Source organism: Micromonospora sp. NPDC051141 (assembly GCF_044455765.1).
In the GTDB taxonomy this organism is placed as follows: domain Bacteria; phylum Actinomycetota; class Actinomycetes; order Mycobacteriales; family Micromonosporaceae; genus Micromonospora.
Map to the genome: position 1 here is coordinate 230598 of NZ_JBITFD010000012.1, position 14629 is coordinate 245226.

13 protein-coding genes and 5 tRNA genes are annotated in these 14629 nt (G+C 74.1%); 12 read left to right on the plus strand and 6 right to left on the minus strand.

The features are described 5' to 3' along the window. Positions 1-51: 51 nt before the first annotated feature. Positions 52-1047, minus strand: coding sequence for a biotin synthase BioB (gene bioB / locus ACIA6B_RS23205; protein ID WP_281935182.1), 996 nt, complete (start codon positions 1045-1047; stop codon positions 52-54). A 156-nt stretch (positions 1048-1203) separates the two neighbouring features. Here bioB and ACIA6B_RS23210 point away from each other — a divergent pair, with 156 nt between their 5' ends. Both ACIA6B_RS23210 and bioD read left to right on the plus strand, forming a co-directional pair. Next, a complete protein-coding gene (locus ACIA6B_RS23210) occupies positions 1204-2361 on the plus strand; it encodes an 8-amino-7-oxononanoate synthase (protein WP_396776214.1) in 1158 nt (385 codons plus the stop codon). Further along, positions 2358-3086, plus strand: a complete 729-nt coding sequence (gene bioD, locus ACIA6B_RS23215) for a dethiobiotin synthase (RefSeq protein WP_281935178.1) — start codon at positions 2358-2360, stop codon at positions 3084-3086. Before ACIA6B_RS23210 ends, bioD begins: the two co-directional genes overlap by 4 nt. 68 nt (positions 3087-3154) lie before the next feature. On the opposite strand, the gene ACIA6B_RS23220 is transcribed toward bioD, so the two are convergent. Beyond that, positions 3155-3823 carry a class I SAM-dependent methyltransferase gene (locus ACIA6B_RS23220; RefSeq protein WP_396776217.1) on the minus strand — a complete coding sequence of 223 codons (669 nt, stop codon included), beginning with the start codon at positions 3821-3823 and terminating at the stop codon, positions 3155-3157. A 181-nt stretch (positions 3824-4004) separates the two neighbouring features. Between ACIA6B_RS23220 and ACIA6B_RS23225 the strand changes: the two genes are divergently transcribed. Beyond that, positions 4005-4859: a hypothetical protein gene (locus ACIA6B_RS23225; protein ID WP_396776220.1), complete on the plus strand. Its 855-nt coding sequence runs from the start codon at positions 4005-4007 to the stop codon at positions 4857-4859. Positions 4860-4865: 6 nt separating this feature from the next. Here ACIA6B_RS23225 and ACIA6B_RS23230 read toward each other — a convergent pair whose 3' ends face one another. Continuing rightward, positions 4866-6224 (minus strand): glycosyltransferase family 2 protein, encoded by a 1359-nt coding sequence (locus tag ACIA6B_RS23230; protein WP_396776222.1) that lies wholly within the window; start codon positions 6222-6224, stop codon positions 4866-4868. A gap of 289 nt (positions 6225-6513) precedes the next feature. Between ACIA6B_RS23230 and ACIA6B_RS23235 the strand changes: the two genes are divergently transcribed. Next, a complete protein-coding gene (locus tag ACIA6B_RS23235) occupies positions 6514-7686 on the plus strand; it encodes an alkane 1-monooxygenase (RefSeq protein ID WP_396776224.1) in 1173 nt (390 codons plus the stop codon). 127 nt (positions 7687-7813) lie between these two features. Here ACIA6B_RS23235 and ACIA6B_RS23240 read toward each other — a convergent pair whose 3' ends face one another. Next, positions 7814-8416, minus strand: a complete 603-nt coding sequence (locus ACIA6B_RS23240) for a TetR/AcrR family transcriptional regulator (protein WP_396776226.1) — start codon at positions 8414-8416, stop codon at positions 7814-7816. A 266-nt stretch (positions 8417-8682) separates the two neighbouring features. Here ACIA6B_RS23240 and ACIA6B_RS23245 point away from each other — a divergent pair. From ACIA6B_RS23245 to ACIA6B_RS23260, 4 genes are all read left to right on the plus strand, one after another. Further along, a tRNA-Gly gene (locus ACIA6B_RS23245) sits at positions 8683-8755 on the plus strand. Between the two features lie 35 nt (positions 8756-8790). After that, positions 8791-8861 (plus strand) — tRNA-Cys (locus tag ACIA6B_RS23250). A gap of 13 nt (positions 8862-8874) precedes the next feature. Then, positions 8875-8949: transfer RNA gene (locus ACIA6B_RS23255), tRNA-Val, on the plus strand. A gap of 113 nt (positions 8950-9062) precedes the next feature. Further along, positions 9063-9881 carry an isocitrate lyase/phosphoenolpyruvate mutase family protein gene (locus ACIA6B_RS23260; RefSeq protein WP_396776228.1) on the plus strand — a complete coding sequence of 273 codons (819 nt, stop codon included), beginning with the start codon at positions 9063-9065 and terminating at the stop codon, positions 9879-9881. Positions 9882-9980: 99 nt separating this feature from the next. Here ACIA6B_RS23260 and ACIA6B_RS23265 read toward each other — a convergent pair whose 3' ends face one another. Beyond that, entirely contained in the window at positions 9981-10223 is a 243-nt protein-coding gene (locus ACIA6B_RS23265) for a DUF6458 family protein (protein ID WP_107159425.1), read from the minus strand. Between the two features lie 150 nt (positions 10224-10373). On the opposite strand from ACIA6B_RS23265, the gene ACIA6B_RS23270 reads away from it, so the two are divergent. The 3 genes from ACIA6B_RS23270 to ACIA6B_RS23280 all read left to right on the plus strand — a co-directional run bounded on the left by ACIA6B_RS23270 (position 10374) and on the right by ACIA6B_RS23280 (position 12355). Further along, a tRNA-Gly gene (locus ACIA6B_RS23270) sits at positions 10374-10446 on the plus strand. A gap of 13 nt (positions 10447-10459) precedes the next feature. Further along, a tRNA-Val gene (locus ACIA6B_RS23275) sits at positions 10460-10531 on the plus strand. A gap of 177 nt (positions 10532-10708) precedes the next feature. Continuing rightward, positions 10709-12355 carry a PKD domain-containing protein gene (locus tag ACIA6B_RS23280; protein ID WP_396776230.1) on the plus strand — a complete coding sequence of 549 codons (1647 nt, stop codon included), beginning with the start codon at positions 10709-10711 and terminating at the stop codon, positions 12353-12355. 66 nt (positions 12356-12421) lie between these two features. Here ACIA6B_RS23280 and ACIA6B_RS23285 read toward each other — a convergent pair whose 3' ends face one another. After that, positions 12422-12976, minus strand: a complete 555-nt coding sequence (locus ACIA6B_RS23285; protein WP_396776232.1) for a hypothetical protein — start codon at positions 12974-12976, stop codon at positions 12422-12424. 531 nt (positions 12977-13507) lie between these two features. Between ACIA6B_RS23285 and ACIA6B_RS23290 the strand changes: the two genes are divergently transcribed. Beyond that, entirely contained in the window at positions 13508-14509 is a 1002-nt protein-coding gene (locus tag ACIA6B_RS23290) for an NAD-dependent epimerase/dehydratase family protein (protein ID WP_396776234.1), read from the plus strand. Positions 14510-14629: the final 120 nt, after the last annotated feature.

Here is a 14629-nt window from a genome sequence, read left to right on the forward strand (position 1 = left end):
GCGTCACCGGCCGCCGGCGCGTCGGGTCGGACCAGCTTCGTCACCGTCGCCTCACAGGGTCGCCGAGAGCGCCTTCACCGGCATCTTCAGGTCGGTCAGGAGTTGCAGGTCGTCGGTGGCCGGCCGACCCAGCGTGGTCAGGTAGTTGCCGACGATGACCGCGTTGATGCCGCCGAGCAGGCCGTCGCGGGTGCCCAGATCCCCCAGGGTGAGCTCGCGACCGCCCGCGTACCGGAGGATGGTGCGCGGCATGGCCAGCCGGAACGCGGCGATGGCCCGCAGCGCGTCCTTGCCCTCGACCACCGGCCGGTCACCCAACGGCGTGCCGGGGCGCGGGTTGAGGAAGTTCAGCGGCACCTCGTGCGGGTCCAACTCGGCGAGCTGCGCGGCGAACTCGGCCCGCTGCTCCACCGTCTCGCCGAGCCCGAGGATGCCGCCGCAGCAGACCTCCATGCCGGACTCGCGGACCATCCGCAGCGTCTCCCAGCGCTCCTCCCAGGAGTGCGTGGTGACCACGTTCGGGAAGTAGGAGCGGCAGGTCTCCAGGTTGTGGTTGTACCGGTGCACGCCCATCGCGGCCAGCTCGTCGACCTGCTCCTGGGTGAGCATGCCGAGCGAGGCGGCGACCTGGATGTCGACCGCTTCGCGGATCGCGGCCACGCCGGCGCGCATCTGCGCCATCAACCGGGCGTCCGGGCCGCGGACGGCGGCCACGATGCAGAACTCGGTGGCCCCGGTCGCGGCGGTCTGCTTCGCGGCCTCGACGAGCGCCGGGATGTCCAGCCAGACCGACCGGACCGGCGAGGTGAACAGGCCGGACTGGGAGCAGAAGTGGCAGTCCTCCGGGCAGCCGCCGGTCTTCAGCGAGACGATGCCCTCGACCTCGACCTCCGGGCCGCACCACCGCATCCGGACCTCGTGGGCGAGTTGGAGCGCGGCCGGCAGGTGCTCGTCGGGCAGGTTCAGCACGGCGAGGATGCCGGCCTCGTCGAGGCCGACGCCGTTCTCCAGCACCCGGGTCCGGGCCTGGTCGAGGATCTCTGGCATGGCTCGTAACCTAACAGGCCGCCGGAAGCGCGGGAAACCGTCGTGAGCGGCCCGGCGAGCCGGGACCACGCCACGCCGGGGTCGCCCGCCCGGGTGGTAACTTCGCCCGGCGGAAGCGCCCGGCGGGGCGGGCGGTCGGCGGGAGGGGACGGTGCGGTGGCGGACTGGCTGGCGGCTCTCGACCGCAGCGCCGAACAGCGGGCCGAGGCGGGCCTGACCCGCACGCTGCGTCCCCGCACGGCCGACGACGACGTCGTCGACCTGGCCGGCAACGACTACCTCGGCCTGGCCACCCACCCGGAGGTCACCGCCGCCGCCGCGACGGCCCTGTCCCGGTACGGGCTGGGCGCCACCGGGTCACGACTGGTGCGCGGCTCCACCGACCTGCACCACGCGCTGGAGGACGACCTGGCCGCCTGGCTCGGCGTCGACCGGGCGCTGGTCTTCTCCTCCGGCTACCTGGCCAACCTCGCCGCCGTCCGGGGCCTGACCCAGCCGCGTACGCTGCTCGTCTCCGACGCGCACAACCACGCCTCGCTGATCGACGGCTGTCGGATCTCCCGCGCCGAGACGCTGGTGACGCCGCACCGGGACGTGGCCGCGGTGGCCGCCGCGCTGGCCGCCGCGCCGGGCCGGCCGGCCGTGGTGGTGACCGAGTCGGTCTTCTCCGTCGACGGCGACGTGGCGCCGCTCGCGGAACTGCACGCGGTGGCCCGCCGGCACGGCGCGTTGCTGCTCGTCGACGACGCGCACGCGCTCGGCGTCACCGGCCCGGCCGGCGCCGGCGGGGTGGCCGCGGCCGGCCTGGCCGGCGCGCCCGACGTGGTGGTCACCGCGACCCTGTCCAAGGCGCTCGGTGGGGCCGGCGGGGTGGTCGCCGGGCCGGCGGAGTTCGTCCGCCACCTGGTGGAGACCGGCCGCACGTTCATCTTCGACACCGCGCCGCCACCGGCGGTGGTGGCCGGGGTGCGGGCCGCCGTGCGGCTGGCCCGCGACGGCGACGCGCTCCGCGCCGAGCTGACCAACCGGGTCGCGCTGGCGGTGCGCCGGCTGGGCGCGGCGGGCCTGCCCGTGTCCGCCCCCGACGCGGCGGTGGTGTCGGTGACCGCGCCCGGCCCGGAGGCGGCGACCGCCTGGGCGGCGGCCTGCCGCGACCGGGGCGTGGCGGTCGGCTGCTTCCGTCCGCCGTCCACGCCGGACCGCCGCTCCCGGCTGCGCCTGACCATCGGCGCCGGAGTCGACCGGGCGGACTTCGAACGGGCCCTGGACGTGATCGTGGCGTGTGCCCCGCAGTCCCGGACGGAGGACTCATGAGCGACGGCTGGACCGGCGCGGTGCTGGTGACCGGCACCGACACCGGGATCGGCAAGACCGTGGTGACCGCGGCCGTCACCGCCGCCGCCCAGGCGGCCGGGCTGCGGGTGGCGGTGGTCAAGCCCGGTCAGACCGGCACCGCCACCGGCGAGCCCGGTGACGTCGACTCGGTGACCCGGCTGGCCGCCCCGCTCACCGGCCGGACGCTGGCCAGCTACCCGGACCCGCTCGCCCCGCTGGCCGCGGCCCGGGTCGCCGAGCTGCCGCCGCTGGAGCTGTACAACGCGGTCGACGCGGTCCGCGAGGAGGTCGACAAGCACGACCTGGTGCTGATCGAGGGAGCCGGCGGGCTGCTCGTGCCGATGGGGCTGCGGCCGTCCGGCGAGCCCTGGACGGTGGCCGACCTGGCGGTGTCGCTGGGCGCGCCGGCCGTGGTGGTGGCGCGGGCCGGGCTCGGCACGCTCAACCACACCGCGCTGACGCTGGAGGCGCTGGAGCGGCGGGCCGTGCCGGCCGGCGTGGTGATCGGCGCCTGGCCGACCGAGCCGGAGCTGGTGCACTGGCTGAACCTGTCCGAGCTGGTGCCGAACCTGCTCGGCGCGGTGCCCGCCGGCGCCGGCGGGATGGACCCGGGCGTGTTCCGCAGGTCCGCGCCGGGCTGGCTCACCCCGGCGCTCTACGGCGTCCTCGACGACTGGCGGGCCTGGGCCGAGGAGAGCGGCTGAGCAGTAAGGCGGGCCCCTCCTTAACGCCTCCGGTCGAGGCGGGCCCTCGCCTAACGCCCCGGCAGGCGTCAGCGGCGGGCGCCGGGCGGGTTCGGGTCCAGCTCCCACACGGTGGTGTGCTTGACCCGGACGCTCTCCAGCGCCTCGGACACCGGCACGTCGTACCCGGCCAACCGGTGGAAGCGCTCGCGGGGCAGGAACGCCCGGTCCGGGTCGCCCACCAGCACCCGCGCGCCGGACCGGGCGGCCCGGAGCAGGAAGCGCAGCATCCGCCGGGCCATCGCCTCGCTGTAGAACACGTCGCCGGCCAGCACCACCTCGGCGTCCCCGGCGTCGGCGTCGAGCACGTCGCCGAACTCGGCGTCGACGCGTACCCCGTTGGCCTCGGCGTTGAGCGCGACGGCCGCGACGGCCCGCTCGTCCACCTCGACCGCCCGGACGGCGGCGGCGCCGGCCCGGGCGGCGGCGATGGCGACCAGACCGGAGCCGGCGGCGAGGTCGAGCACCCGGCGGCCGGCGACCAGCTCCGGATGGTCGGTCACGTACCGGGCGAGCGCCTGCCCGCCGGCCCAGGCGAAGGCCCAGAACGGCGGCGGTTGGCTGCTGCGGAACTCGCCCTCGGTCAGCTCCCATAGCCCGATCGGCTCGTCGGCCTGGTGCAGCCGCACCTCGGGGACAAAGGCGACCGGGGCGAGACGCGCGTGCAGCCGGACGAAGGCGGCGGACAGCTCGGACACCCGGAGATTGTGTCGCACGGCCGATCCCGGGCGTGTCGGCGGGCGGTCGTGACCGGTTCACCACTGTCGGTGAAACGACCCCCCGATGTTGACGTTGGGTGCGAACACGCCCGTCTACCGGCCGACCGGGGCCGCTCCTAGCGTTGCGGGTGGACGCGACCGACCGAGGTGAGGAGTCCTGGTGAGCGGGTGGCGGCACGCGCTGCGGATCGGGCTGGTGCTGACCTGCCTGGCGGGTTCCGGGTTCGCCGGGGCCGCGCCGGCCGGGGCGGCGGCGGCCTTCTCCACGGAGCTGAGCGGCCTGCCGGACGAGTTCACCGGCGGCAACCGGGTGGAGACGCTCTCGGCGGTGGTGTCCCGGTCCGATCGGGGCGCGCGCTCCGACTGCGTCAAGGTGCGCTGGTCGATGCTGCTCCAGGTGCAGGGCCTGCGGCTGGACCAGGTCAAGGTGGACCGGGTGGAGGAGACCGGCTCGTTTCCGCTGGAGATCCGCACCGAGGGCGACACCGCGCGACTGACCGACCGGGAGTTGGACCCCGGGGTGCTCTGCCCGGGGCGCACGGTGACCGCCCGCTACCGGGTGGCGTTCGCCGAGGACGTGGGACGCGGCCGGGTGAGCATCGCCGCCGAGGCGTACGACCCGCAGTTGCGGCTGCTGGCCCGGCGGACCGCCTCCCGCCAGGTGGTGGGCGAGGCGGTCGAGCCGACGCCGGAGCCGACGCCGACCAGCGCCGAGCCGACCGACCCGCCCCGCGAGGAGCCGCCCACCGAGGAGCCGGTGGCCGACGAGCCGACCGACGCGACGGTGGTGGAGCCGCCGCTGCCGGGCGCGGCCGGGCGGCCGGTCGCCGAGACCGGCGGCTTCGGAGTGGTGCAGGCCGCCTTCGGGCTCGGTGGTCTGCTGCTCTTCCTCGGGGCCGGGCTGTTGCTGCGGATGCGACGCCTGCTCCGCCCCGCCGGCGAGCCCGCCGATGGTCCGGCCGGGGGCCCGGCGCCGTCGTTCGCACGGCGACGGACCCCGCGACGGTGGCGGTGACCGGCCTCAGCCGGCGGCTGCGGCCTGCGCGTACGCGGGCGCGGCGTCGACGGGCGGGGGACGCAGCGCCAGCACCGTGCCGAGGCCCGGCACCTCCTGCCGGTCGACGGTGAACTCGGCCGCCAGCGACCGGTGCAGGTACGCCAGCGACTCCGGGTCGACGGCGCACATCTCCGGCGCGCTCTCGTCGGTGGCGACCAGGTGCACCTCGCCGGCCAGCAGCAGCGACGAGTTGACGAACTGGCACAGCTCCGGCCAGAGCAGGTAGCGCCAGAAGTCCACGCTGACCACCGCGTCGAGGCTGCCCGGCGCCAGCGGCGGGGCGAGGCCGATCAGGTGGAAATTGGTCGGCCCGACCGGCGCGCTGTGGTCGAACGTCAACGCCTCCGGAGGCAGCCCGGCGTCGGCGCTGCCGTTGCCCACCCAGAGCACCCGGGGTCCGGGCAGCCGACCGGCGAGCCCTGTCACGGCGGGGCCGATGGCGCACGTCGCCCGCGCCACGGACGCGCGTACCAGGGAGCGGAAGAACAGGATCCGCTTGACCGCCTCCGGGCCCACGATGACGCTGAGGAACTCCCACTCCAGGCAGGGGTAGAGCGCCATGATCGACCGGGTGTTCGCCATCATCTCGGCCCAGTTGCGGCCCATGTTGCGGTGGTGCGGCAGGTGGACGACGCGGGCGTCGTCGTCGTACCCGAACGTCGCCCCGGCCTGGTCGACCCGGTAGAACAGCTCGATGTCCTCCATGCCGTAGCTGAGCGCGAACTCCTCGCGGAAGCCGCCGACCCGCTCGAACAGTTCGCGGGGCAGCGAGATGTTGTGCGTGTAGGCGACGGTCCAGCCGACCGCCAGCCAGTCCCGGCGCTCGTCCGGCACGCCGTCGGGGGGAAAGCGCATGTCGCCGGCGTACGGCGAGAGGCGGGGGATCGCCGCCGGTTCGTCGCGCAGCACGGCGGGCAGGTGGGCCAGCCCGATGTCGTCCCGGCGGCCGATCAGCACCGGGGCCGCGCCCGGCGTGCGGTGGTGGGTCAGGTGCCGCTCCAGCAGGTCGGGCATCGACCAGGAGTCGGCGTCGAGGAAGACGATCAGGTCCGCGGCGGCGTGCCGTACGCCCTCGTTGCGCACGCCGGAGCGGCCCCGGCGCTCGGCCAGCTCGATCAGCCGCAGGCGCAGGCCGGCGCCGGCGGCCAGCGCCTGCGGGTAGCCGTCGGACGATCCGCCGTCGCGCACCACGACGACTTCGAAGCGGTCCGGTGACAGCGTCTGGCGGGCCAGCGCCCGCAGGGTCAGTTCCAGGCAGTGCGGGTCCTGGTAGGTCGGCATCACCACGGTCAGCTCGGGGGAGCCGGGGGGCTGCGACGACATGCGCGTGATCTCCGTTCGTCGGTCCGTGGCGGACGTGCGCCACCGGGGCCACCGGCGCGGCGGGGTTCGTTGCGGACCGCCGGCGCGGGCGTGCGGGGGAGGGGCCGGCCGGAGGGGTGGAGGCCGGAGAACGCTGTGATGAGGATGATTCACGATAACCGTACGCATAGGTGGCAGTCACTGAAGGCAGGGGTTGGTAGGGGTGGTTCGGTTTACAAAAACTTTTCCCTTGTAAAACACGCTGGCGGCTGACACAGTCGGGGCAGGAGCAACCGATCGGAGTCCGACGATGCGTACCGACACCGTTCCGTGGCGGGACCCCCGCAGGCCGCTCTGGCCGCTCGCGCTGCTCGTGCCGACGCTGCCGTTCCTGGCCTGGTCGCTCTGGCAGGCCACCGGGTCCGGCTGGGCCTGGTGGCTCACCCCGGCGGTGGTTTTCGGCGCCATCCCGCTCGTCGACCTGATGATCGGCGACGACCGGGCGAACCCGCCCGAGGCGGCGGTGCCGGCGTTGCAGGCCGACGGCTACTACCGCTGGCTCACCTACCTCTGGCTGCCCGCCCAGTACGCGGCCCTGGTGCTCTGCTGCGCGGTGTGGGCCGGCGGCCGGCTCTCCTGGCCGGCCGCCGCCGGCCTGGTCGCCACCGTCGGGGTGGTCGACGGCATCGCCATCAACACCGCCCACGAGCTGGGGCACAAGCGGGAGCGGGCGGAACGCCGGCTGTCGAAGATCGCGCTGGCGCCGACCGGGTACGGGCACTTCCACGTCGAGCACAACCGGGGGCACCACACCCGGGTCGCCACGCCCGAGGACCCGGCCAGCTCGCGCCTCGGCGAGTCGTTCTGGGCGTTCTGGCCGCGCACCGTCGCCGGCAGCCTGCGCTCGGCCTGGCGGTTGGAGGCCGGCCGCTTCCGGCTGCGCGGGCGCAGCCCGTGGACCTGGCGCAACGACGTGCTCAACGCCTGGGCCCTGACCGTGCTGCTCTTCGGCGTGCTGGCGACCGTGTTCGGGCCCGGCGTGCTGGTCTTCCTCGTGCTCCAGGCGGTGGTCGGCTTCTCCCTGCTGGAGGCCGTCAACTACCTGGAGCACTACGGCCTGGCCCGGCAGCGCACCGCCGCCGGCCGCTACGAGAAGGTCGACCCCCGGCACAGCTGGAACAGCGACCGGGTCGTCACCAACGTCTTCCTCTTCCAGCTCCAGCGGCACAGCGACCACCACGCCAATCCGCTGCGCCGCTACCAGGCGCTGCGCAGCTTCGACGCGTCGCCGCAACTGCCGGCCGGTTACGCGACCATGGTGGTCGCCGCGCTGCTGCCGCCGGTCTGGCGGCGCGTGATGGACCACCGCGTGCTGGCCCACTACCGGGGCGACCTGTCCGCCGCGAACGTCCACCCGCCGGCCCGGGACCGGGTGCGGGCCCGCCTGACCCGGGCCGGCGCGGCGGAGCCGTCCGCCGGCTGAACTCCGGGCCCGGCCGTCCCTCACCCCCTGGTAGACGGCCGGGCCCGGCCGCCGGTCCGATCCAGCCGGCCGGCCTGCTGTCGGGCCCGCTGTCGGGCTCGTTCAGCCGGCCGGGGTTGGTGCCGGCTCAGTCCAGTTGGCCGGGCTCCAGGCTCAGCTCGCGGGCGGCGACCAGGCGGATCCACTCGGCGATCTGCCGGCGGGTGATCACCCGTTCGTGCACCGAGAGCTGCACCGCCAGGCCGTCCATCACGGCACTGATCCGCCAGGCCGCGCCGGCCGGGTCGGGGCAGGCGAAGGTGCCGTCGGCGACCCCGTCGGCGATCACCGTCGCCAGGTCCTGCCGCCAGCGCAGGTCGAGGCGGCGGGAGAGCTTCTCCAACTCCGGCGTCCGCAGCGACTCGGACCAGCCGTCGATCCAGATCGACCAGGATGCGGCGCGGCCGGTCGGCGCGTAGAGGCGCAGCATCCGGCGTAGCTTCGCCAGCGGCGGCGCGGCGGAGCGGAGCACCGCGTCCAGGCGGGCCAGATCCTGCTCGACCGCGTACGCGAACGCCTGCGCGAGCAGGCGGTCCTTGGTGGCGAAGTGGTAGAAGACCAGAGCCTGGCTGACCCCGGCGGCCTCCGCCACGTCGGCGGTACGCGTGTTGGCGAGCCCTCGTTCCGCGATCACCTCACAGGCCGTGCGCAGCAGCGCGTCCAGGCGGATCTCCGCGGCTCGTCTCGTCACGCCGCTACGGTAGCGAATGACCACGCGGAGTTACCGTAACGCGGTCGGCGGTCAGACAGTCGGATGCCGGACACTCGTTCTTCGGCCAGGATTCGCAGGTGGGCCGGCCTGAGATCGGCTCGTCGACCCCCACCCAGGCTCCTAGGATGCCTACTGAAGATCGCGCACCGCTCACCCACCGACGCGCCGGAAACGGGGATCCGATTTGGCAACGTTCCCTCGCTCGGCTAAAGTTCTCATCCGTCACCGGGAAACACCGGGGGCGTGCGGACGTAGCGCAGCTGGTAGCGCATCACCTTGCCAAGGTGAGGGTCGCGGGTTCGAATCCCGTCGTCCGCTCGGAGAATGCCGCCACGCAGTTCGGGGGCAACCTCGGTGGAGTGGCCGAGAGGCGAGGCAACGGCCTGCAAAGCCGTGTACACGGGTTCAAATCCCGTCTCCACCTCGGCAGTTGACGAGGGCGATTGGCGCAGTGGGAGCGCGCTTCCTTGACACGGAAGAGGTCACTGGTTCAAACCCAGTATCGCCCACCATCGGAAAGGCCGTGTCGATCACTCGACACGGCCTTTCTCGTCGAGTGATCGACACGGCCTTTCCCGTCGGGCGCGGGGCACCGGGAGGGCCCCGCGTGGCCGAGACTGGCCCGGTGAACGAACAACAGACCCGAGCCCAGCAATTCCGCAGCCTGCACGTGCCCGGCGAGCCGTTGGTCCTGGTCAACGCCTGGGACGCGGCCAGCGCCCGGATCGTGGCCGCCGCCGGCGCCCGCGCGGTCGCCACCACCAGCGCCGGCGTGGCGTGGAGCCGGGGCGCGCCGGACGGCGACGCGCTCACCCGCGAGACCGCCGTCGACGTGATCCACCGGGTCGCCGCCGCGGTGCCCCTGCCGGTCACCGCCGACATCGAATCCGGGTACGGCGACACCCCCGACGAGGTGGCCGCGACGGTGACCGCGGTGCTCGCGGCCGGCGCGGTGGGCGTGAACATCGAGGACGCCCGGTACGACGCGGGCCCGCCCCTGCGTCCGGTCGACGAGCAGTGTGCCCGCCTGGCCGCGGTCCGCGCCGCCGCCGACCGCGCCGACATCCCGCTGTACGTCAACGCACGCGTCGACACGTTCCTGTGCGGCGTCGGCGGTGTGCCGGAGACGGTGGCGCGGGCCGAGGCGTACCTGGCCGCCGGCGCGGACGGCGTCTTCGTGCCGGGAACGGTCGACCCGGAGACCATCACGGCGCTGGTGGCGGCGCTCCCCGCCCCGCTGAACGTGCTGGTCGGGCCGGGTGCCCCGGCGGTTGCCGAGCTGGCCCGGCTCAGAGTGGCCCGGATCAGCCTCGGGTCGACCGTTTTCGGGGCGGCGTACGCGGTGGCCCAACGGGCGGCGAGCGAGGCGCTCGACGCCGGGACGTACGACGCGCTGGCCGGCGGGCTCGGCCACGGCACGCTCAACGCGCTGATGCGGGACTGACCCGGGTACGCGGACGGGGGCGCCCGGCGGCGCCCCCGTCCCGGCCCGGCCGGGGACCGATCAGCTCCGTCGGCCCCCGGGGGTGTGTGTGCGGTCGGATCACATCGGCGGGGCGACGTCCCGGCGCTCCTCGACCCGGCGGTACTCCACCGGCTGGTCGACGGTGGTGACCACCTGACGGCGACGGCCCCAGACCAGCGTGGTCATGATCAGGCCGAGCACGCCGGCCGCCATCAGGATCCAGCCGACGACGTCGAGGTCGACACCGCCGACGTTGGCGTTCAGCGCGAACGTGAGGATCGCGCCGACCGCGATCAGGAAGATGCTCGTACCGATACCCACGACAGCCTCCTTCAGGGGGATGATTGTGCTGTCGCCCCGCTCTGTACCCCGGCGACGAGCAGCGCAACCACGGGCCCGCGGGGGGTCGCCGCGCGGCGATCTTGGCATCGGGTAGAGTTTCCCTCGTCGCCGACGCGAGTCGGCGACGGTGCGGACGTAGCGCAGCTGGTAGCGCATCACCTTGCCAAGGTGAGGGTCGCGGGTTCGAATCCCGTCGTCCGCTCGCGAACTGCCCCGGGCGATTGGCGCAGTGGGAGCGCGCTTCCTTGACACGGAAGAGGTCACTGGTTCAAACCCAGTATCGCCCACCGAAGAATCATCTTTCTGCCGCCGGTTGACCGGCGGATATCCCCCACCGGCGGCCGGCACCGGCCACATCGGCCACCCGTTCGCCCCGAGGGCCGGGTGAAGATCAACCGTGCGGGTTATGGGCCGCCGGCTCGACGCGTGTCAGGGTGGGGCCCGACACGCAGGGAGGCGGTCACATGCGGACGATCGGGCAGGGACGATGGCGGCGTACGGTCGCCCGGGCAGGCGTGGCGGTGGTCGTCGCGGCGGCCGGGGTGACGGTGGGCGGCGCGCCCGCGCAGGCCACCGCGACCCGGACCGTGGCGTTCTGGAGCATGGACGAGCCGGCGTCGTCGACCGTGCTGACGGACAGCAGCGGCAGCGGCCGGCACGGCGCGGTCGGCGACGAGGTGGTCACCGGCGCGATCTACGCCGGGGCCACCGGCCACCGGTTCGCCACCCACCTGCCCACCGACCAGGAGTACGTGCCCGGCCATGTGGACCTGGTGCCGCACAGCACCGACCTCAACCCGGACGCCGGGGACTTCTCGGTGACCATCCGCTACCGGACGACGTACTCGTTCGGCAACATCCTCCAGAAGGGACAGGGGAACACCGCCGGCGGCTACTGGAAGTTCGAGGCGCCGGGCGGCAAGCCGAAGTGCCTGTTCCGCGGCGGCGACGGCGCCTCGCGCACCGGGTACACCGACGTGCCGATCGCCGACGGCCAGTGGCACACCGTCACCTGCAACCGCACCGCCGCGTACGTGGAGATGTACGTCGACGGCGTCCGCACCAGCCGGCTGTCCGGGCCGACCGGCACCATCGCGAACTCGTGGCAGCTCTCCGTCGGCGGCAAGAGCCAGTGCGACGGTACGAAGGTGACCTGCGACTACTTCGCCGGTGACATCGACTACGTGAAGATTCTGAAGGGTTCCGGCGGGCCGGCCAACCAGGTCCCGGTGGCCGCCCTGACGCCGTCCTGCGCCGGGCTGGTGTGCACGTTCTCCGGCGCCGGTTCCACCGACGCGGACGGCGCGATCCAGGACCACCGGTGGGCCTTCGGTGACGGGTCCGACGCGGACACCGTCTCCGTGCCGACCACGTCGCACACGTACGCCGCGGCCGGCACCTACCCGGTCACGCTGACGGTCACCGACGACCGGGGCGCCACCGGCGCCACGACCGTCGACGTCACGGTCGCGCCGGTGCCGGAACGGATCTCGTTCGTCGGCCAGGCCACCGCGAACGCCAACTGGACCAGCCACACGGTGAGCGTCCCGTCCGGCGTGCAGCCCGGTGACACGCTGCTGCTCCTGCTCGGCCAGAACACCCACACCGGCACCGGCGAGCCGACCGGGGTGACCGGCTGGACGCGCCTCGACCGGTTCGACGGCGGCTACGCCACCACCACCGCCTGGTGGAAGACCGCCACCGCCGGGGACGCGGGCACGGCGGTGCGGGTGGCGCTGGACAGCCAGGCGAAGGGCAACCTGGTGGTGGCCGCGTACCGGGGGGTCGCGCCGGGCGCGCCGGTCTTCGCCCGGGCCACCGACCCGGCCAGCACCGCCACCCGGACCACCCCGTTCGCGCCGGTGACCGCCGCGCAGAGTTGGGCCGTGTCGTACTGGCTGCACGGTGACGCCACCTCCACCGTGCTCACCCCGCCGGCCGGCGTCGCGGTCCGCAGCAACAGCTCGCAGACCGGAGGTGGTCGGGTGACCGGCCTGCTGACGGACTCGGCGAGCAGCGTTCCGGTCGGCAGCTATGGTGGGCTGGTCGCGACGGGTGCGGCGGCGAGCACGACCACCACCACCTGGACGTTCGTCCTCCCGCCGGCCTGACCCCGATTTTCCGGTACGCACGCGAAGGCCGGCACCCCGGTTCGGGGTGCCGGCCTTCGTGGTGTCTTACTTGGTCCAGTGCTGGTTGACGAGGTCGGTGGCCTGCTTCTCCCACTGCGCGTACGCGTCCGGGTAGGCCGACACCTGCACCGTCTGCGCGGCCTTGGTCAGCGGCATGTCCTGCCAGCCGTCGACCTGCTTCAACCCCTTCAGGAACGCAAGCGTCGAGTACTCCGGATCGGTGATCTGCTCCGGGGTGCCCCAACCACTGGACGGTCGCTGCTGGAACAGACCCAGCGAGTCGTGGTCGTTGCGGTCACCGAGGTGACCCAGGTTCTCCAGCTTCGACTCCTGCAACGCCGTCGCGATCGAGATGACCGCGGCCCGCTCCGGCAGCCCGGCCTTCTTCGTCGCCGCGACGATCGCCTTCACGTTGGCGCTCTGCTCGTCGTTCAGGCTGATCGTCGACTGCTCACCCTGCACACTCGCCACCGCGACCGGCTTGCCGGCGGTAGCGGCGTGCGCGGACTCGACATGACCGGCGACCGGACCGGCGAACACACCACCGGCGAAAGCCAGACCAGCAATACCCAGCACACTCTTACGCAGCATCGTGTTCACGGGGGGCTCCATTCGGGGTCAACGCACCCGGGGGGTGCGGGCACCGTCAGGCGCACAAGACAAGTTCTGGCTGCTCGCGGGGCGGGGGCCTCATCGCGGCGCCGGAAGTGAGTGCAACGACCGGGGACCCACCATCATTCCCCGGGCGGGGGCCGACGGCGGGGGCCGCTTGCCTTCCTCGGCCGTGCACCGAGATACAACGCCGCCACCCCGTCGACGATTCCGCCGCGAGCGTGCCGCCCACCACCCCGAAACCGGACAAACCACCCCACGCGGGAGCATCCCGACACCCCGGCCGCCGATCTTGCAGTTACGGACCGCCCAATCGGTGCGAAACCGACGTTCCAGGGGCGGCAAGCGCAAGATCGACGCAGGGAAGGTCGGGCGGGGGAGCGGGTCGGGGAGAGCGCGGGTGGGGAGGAACGGGTGGGGAGGAACGGGTGGGGAGGAACGGGTGGGTTCTGCCGTTGGCAGATCCGCTCACCGTGAACAGGTCCTCCCGGCCCGGGGTTCCGGGGGCAGGGTGGGGCGATGCGACTGTTGATGCTGGGTGGCACGGGTTTTGTCGGTGGGGCGGTGGTGACCGAGGCGGTCCGCCGTGGCTGGGCGGTGACCGTCTTCAACCGGGGGGTGCACGGCGAGGTGCCGGCCGGCGTACACCGGTTGCGGGGTGACCGCGACGAGCCCGGCGGGTTGGCGGCGCTCGCCGGCGGCGAGTGGGACCTGGTGGTGGACACCTGGGACGGCGCGCCCCGGGCCGTGCGGGACGCGGCACGGGCCCTGACCGGTGCGGTGCCGCACTACGTCTACGTCTCCAGCGGCTCGGTGTACGCGCCGACGGCCGGGCCGGGCACCGGGGAGGAGGCGCCGACCATCGCGGCCGAGCCGGACGCGGACGACGGCGACTACCCGCGCAACAAGGCCGGCGGGGAGCGGGCCGCCGTGCAGGTGTTCGGCGAGCGGGCGTTGCTGGTGCGGGCCGGCCTGATCCTCGGGCCGGGGGAGGACATCGGGCGGCTGCCGTGGTGGTTGCACCGGGTCGCCCGGGGCGGGGACGTGCTGGCCCCCGGGCCACCGGATCTCCCGGTGCAGTACGTGGACGTCCGCGACCTGGCGGGTTGGCTGCTGGACCGGGGCGCCGAGGGCGTCGGCGGGGCGTACAACGTGGTGAGTCGGAGCGGGCACACGACGATGGGTGAGCTGCTCGACTCGGTGGTGGCGGCCACCGGCTCGGACGCGACGCTGCGGTGGACGCCGCCGGCGCCGATCCTCGCCGCCGGCGTGGAGCCGTGGAACGACCTGCCGATCTGGATCCCGCGCGGGCACGAGTACCGCTGGTTGCAGGAGCGCGACGTCGAGCGCGCGTACGCGGCGGGTCTGGTCTGCCGGCCGGTCGCCGAGACGGTCGCGGACACCTGGCGGTGGCTGCGGGAGGTGGGTCGGGTGCCGGCGCGGGCCGGTCGACCGGCGCGCGCCCCGGTGGGTCTGGCTCCGGAGCGGGAGGCGGCGCTGCTGGCCACCCTGCCGGCCTGAACCACGACGCGGGCGCGGCGCACGGCCGGCCGACCCGCCGCCCCCGCCGGGGGCGGGGCGGCCCCGGGGGGGGGGGGGGGGGGGGGGGGGGGGGGGGCGGGGGGGGGGGGGGGGGGGGGG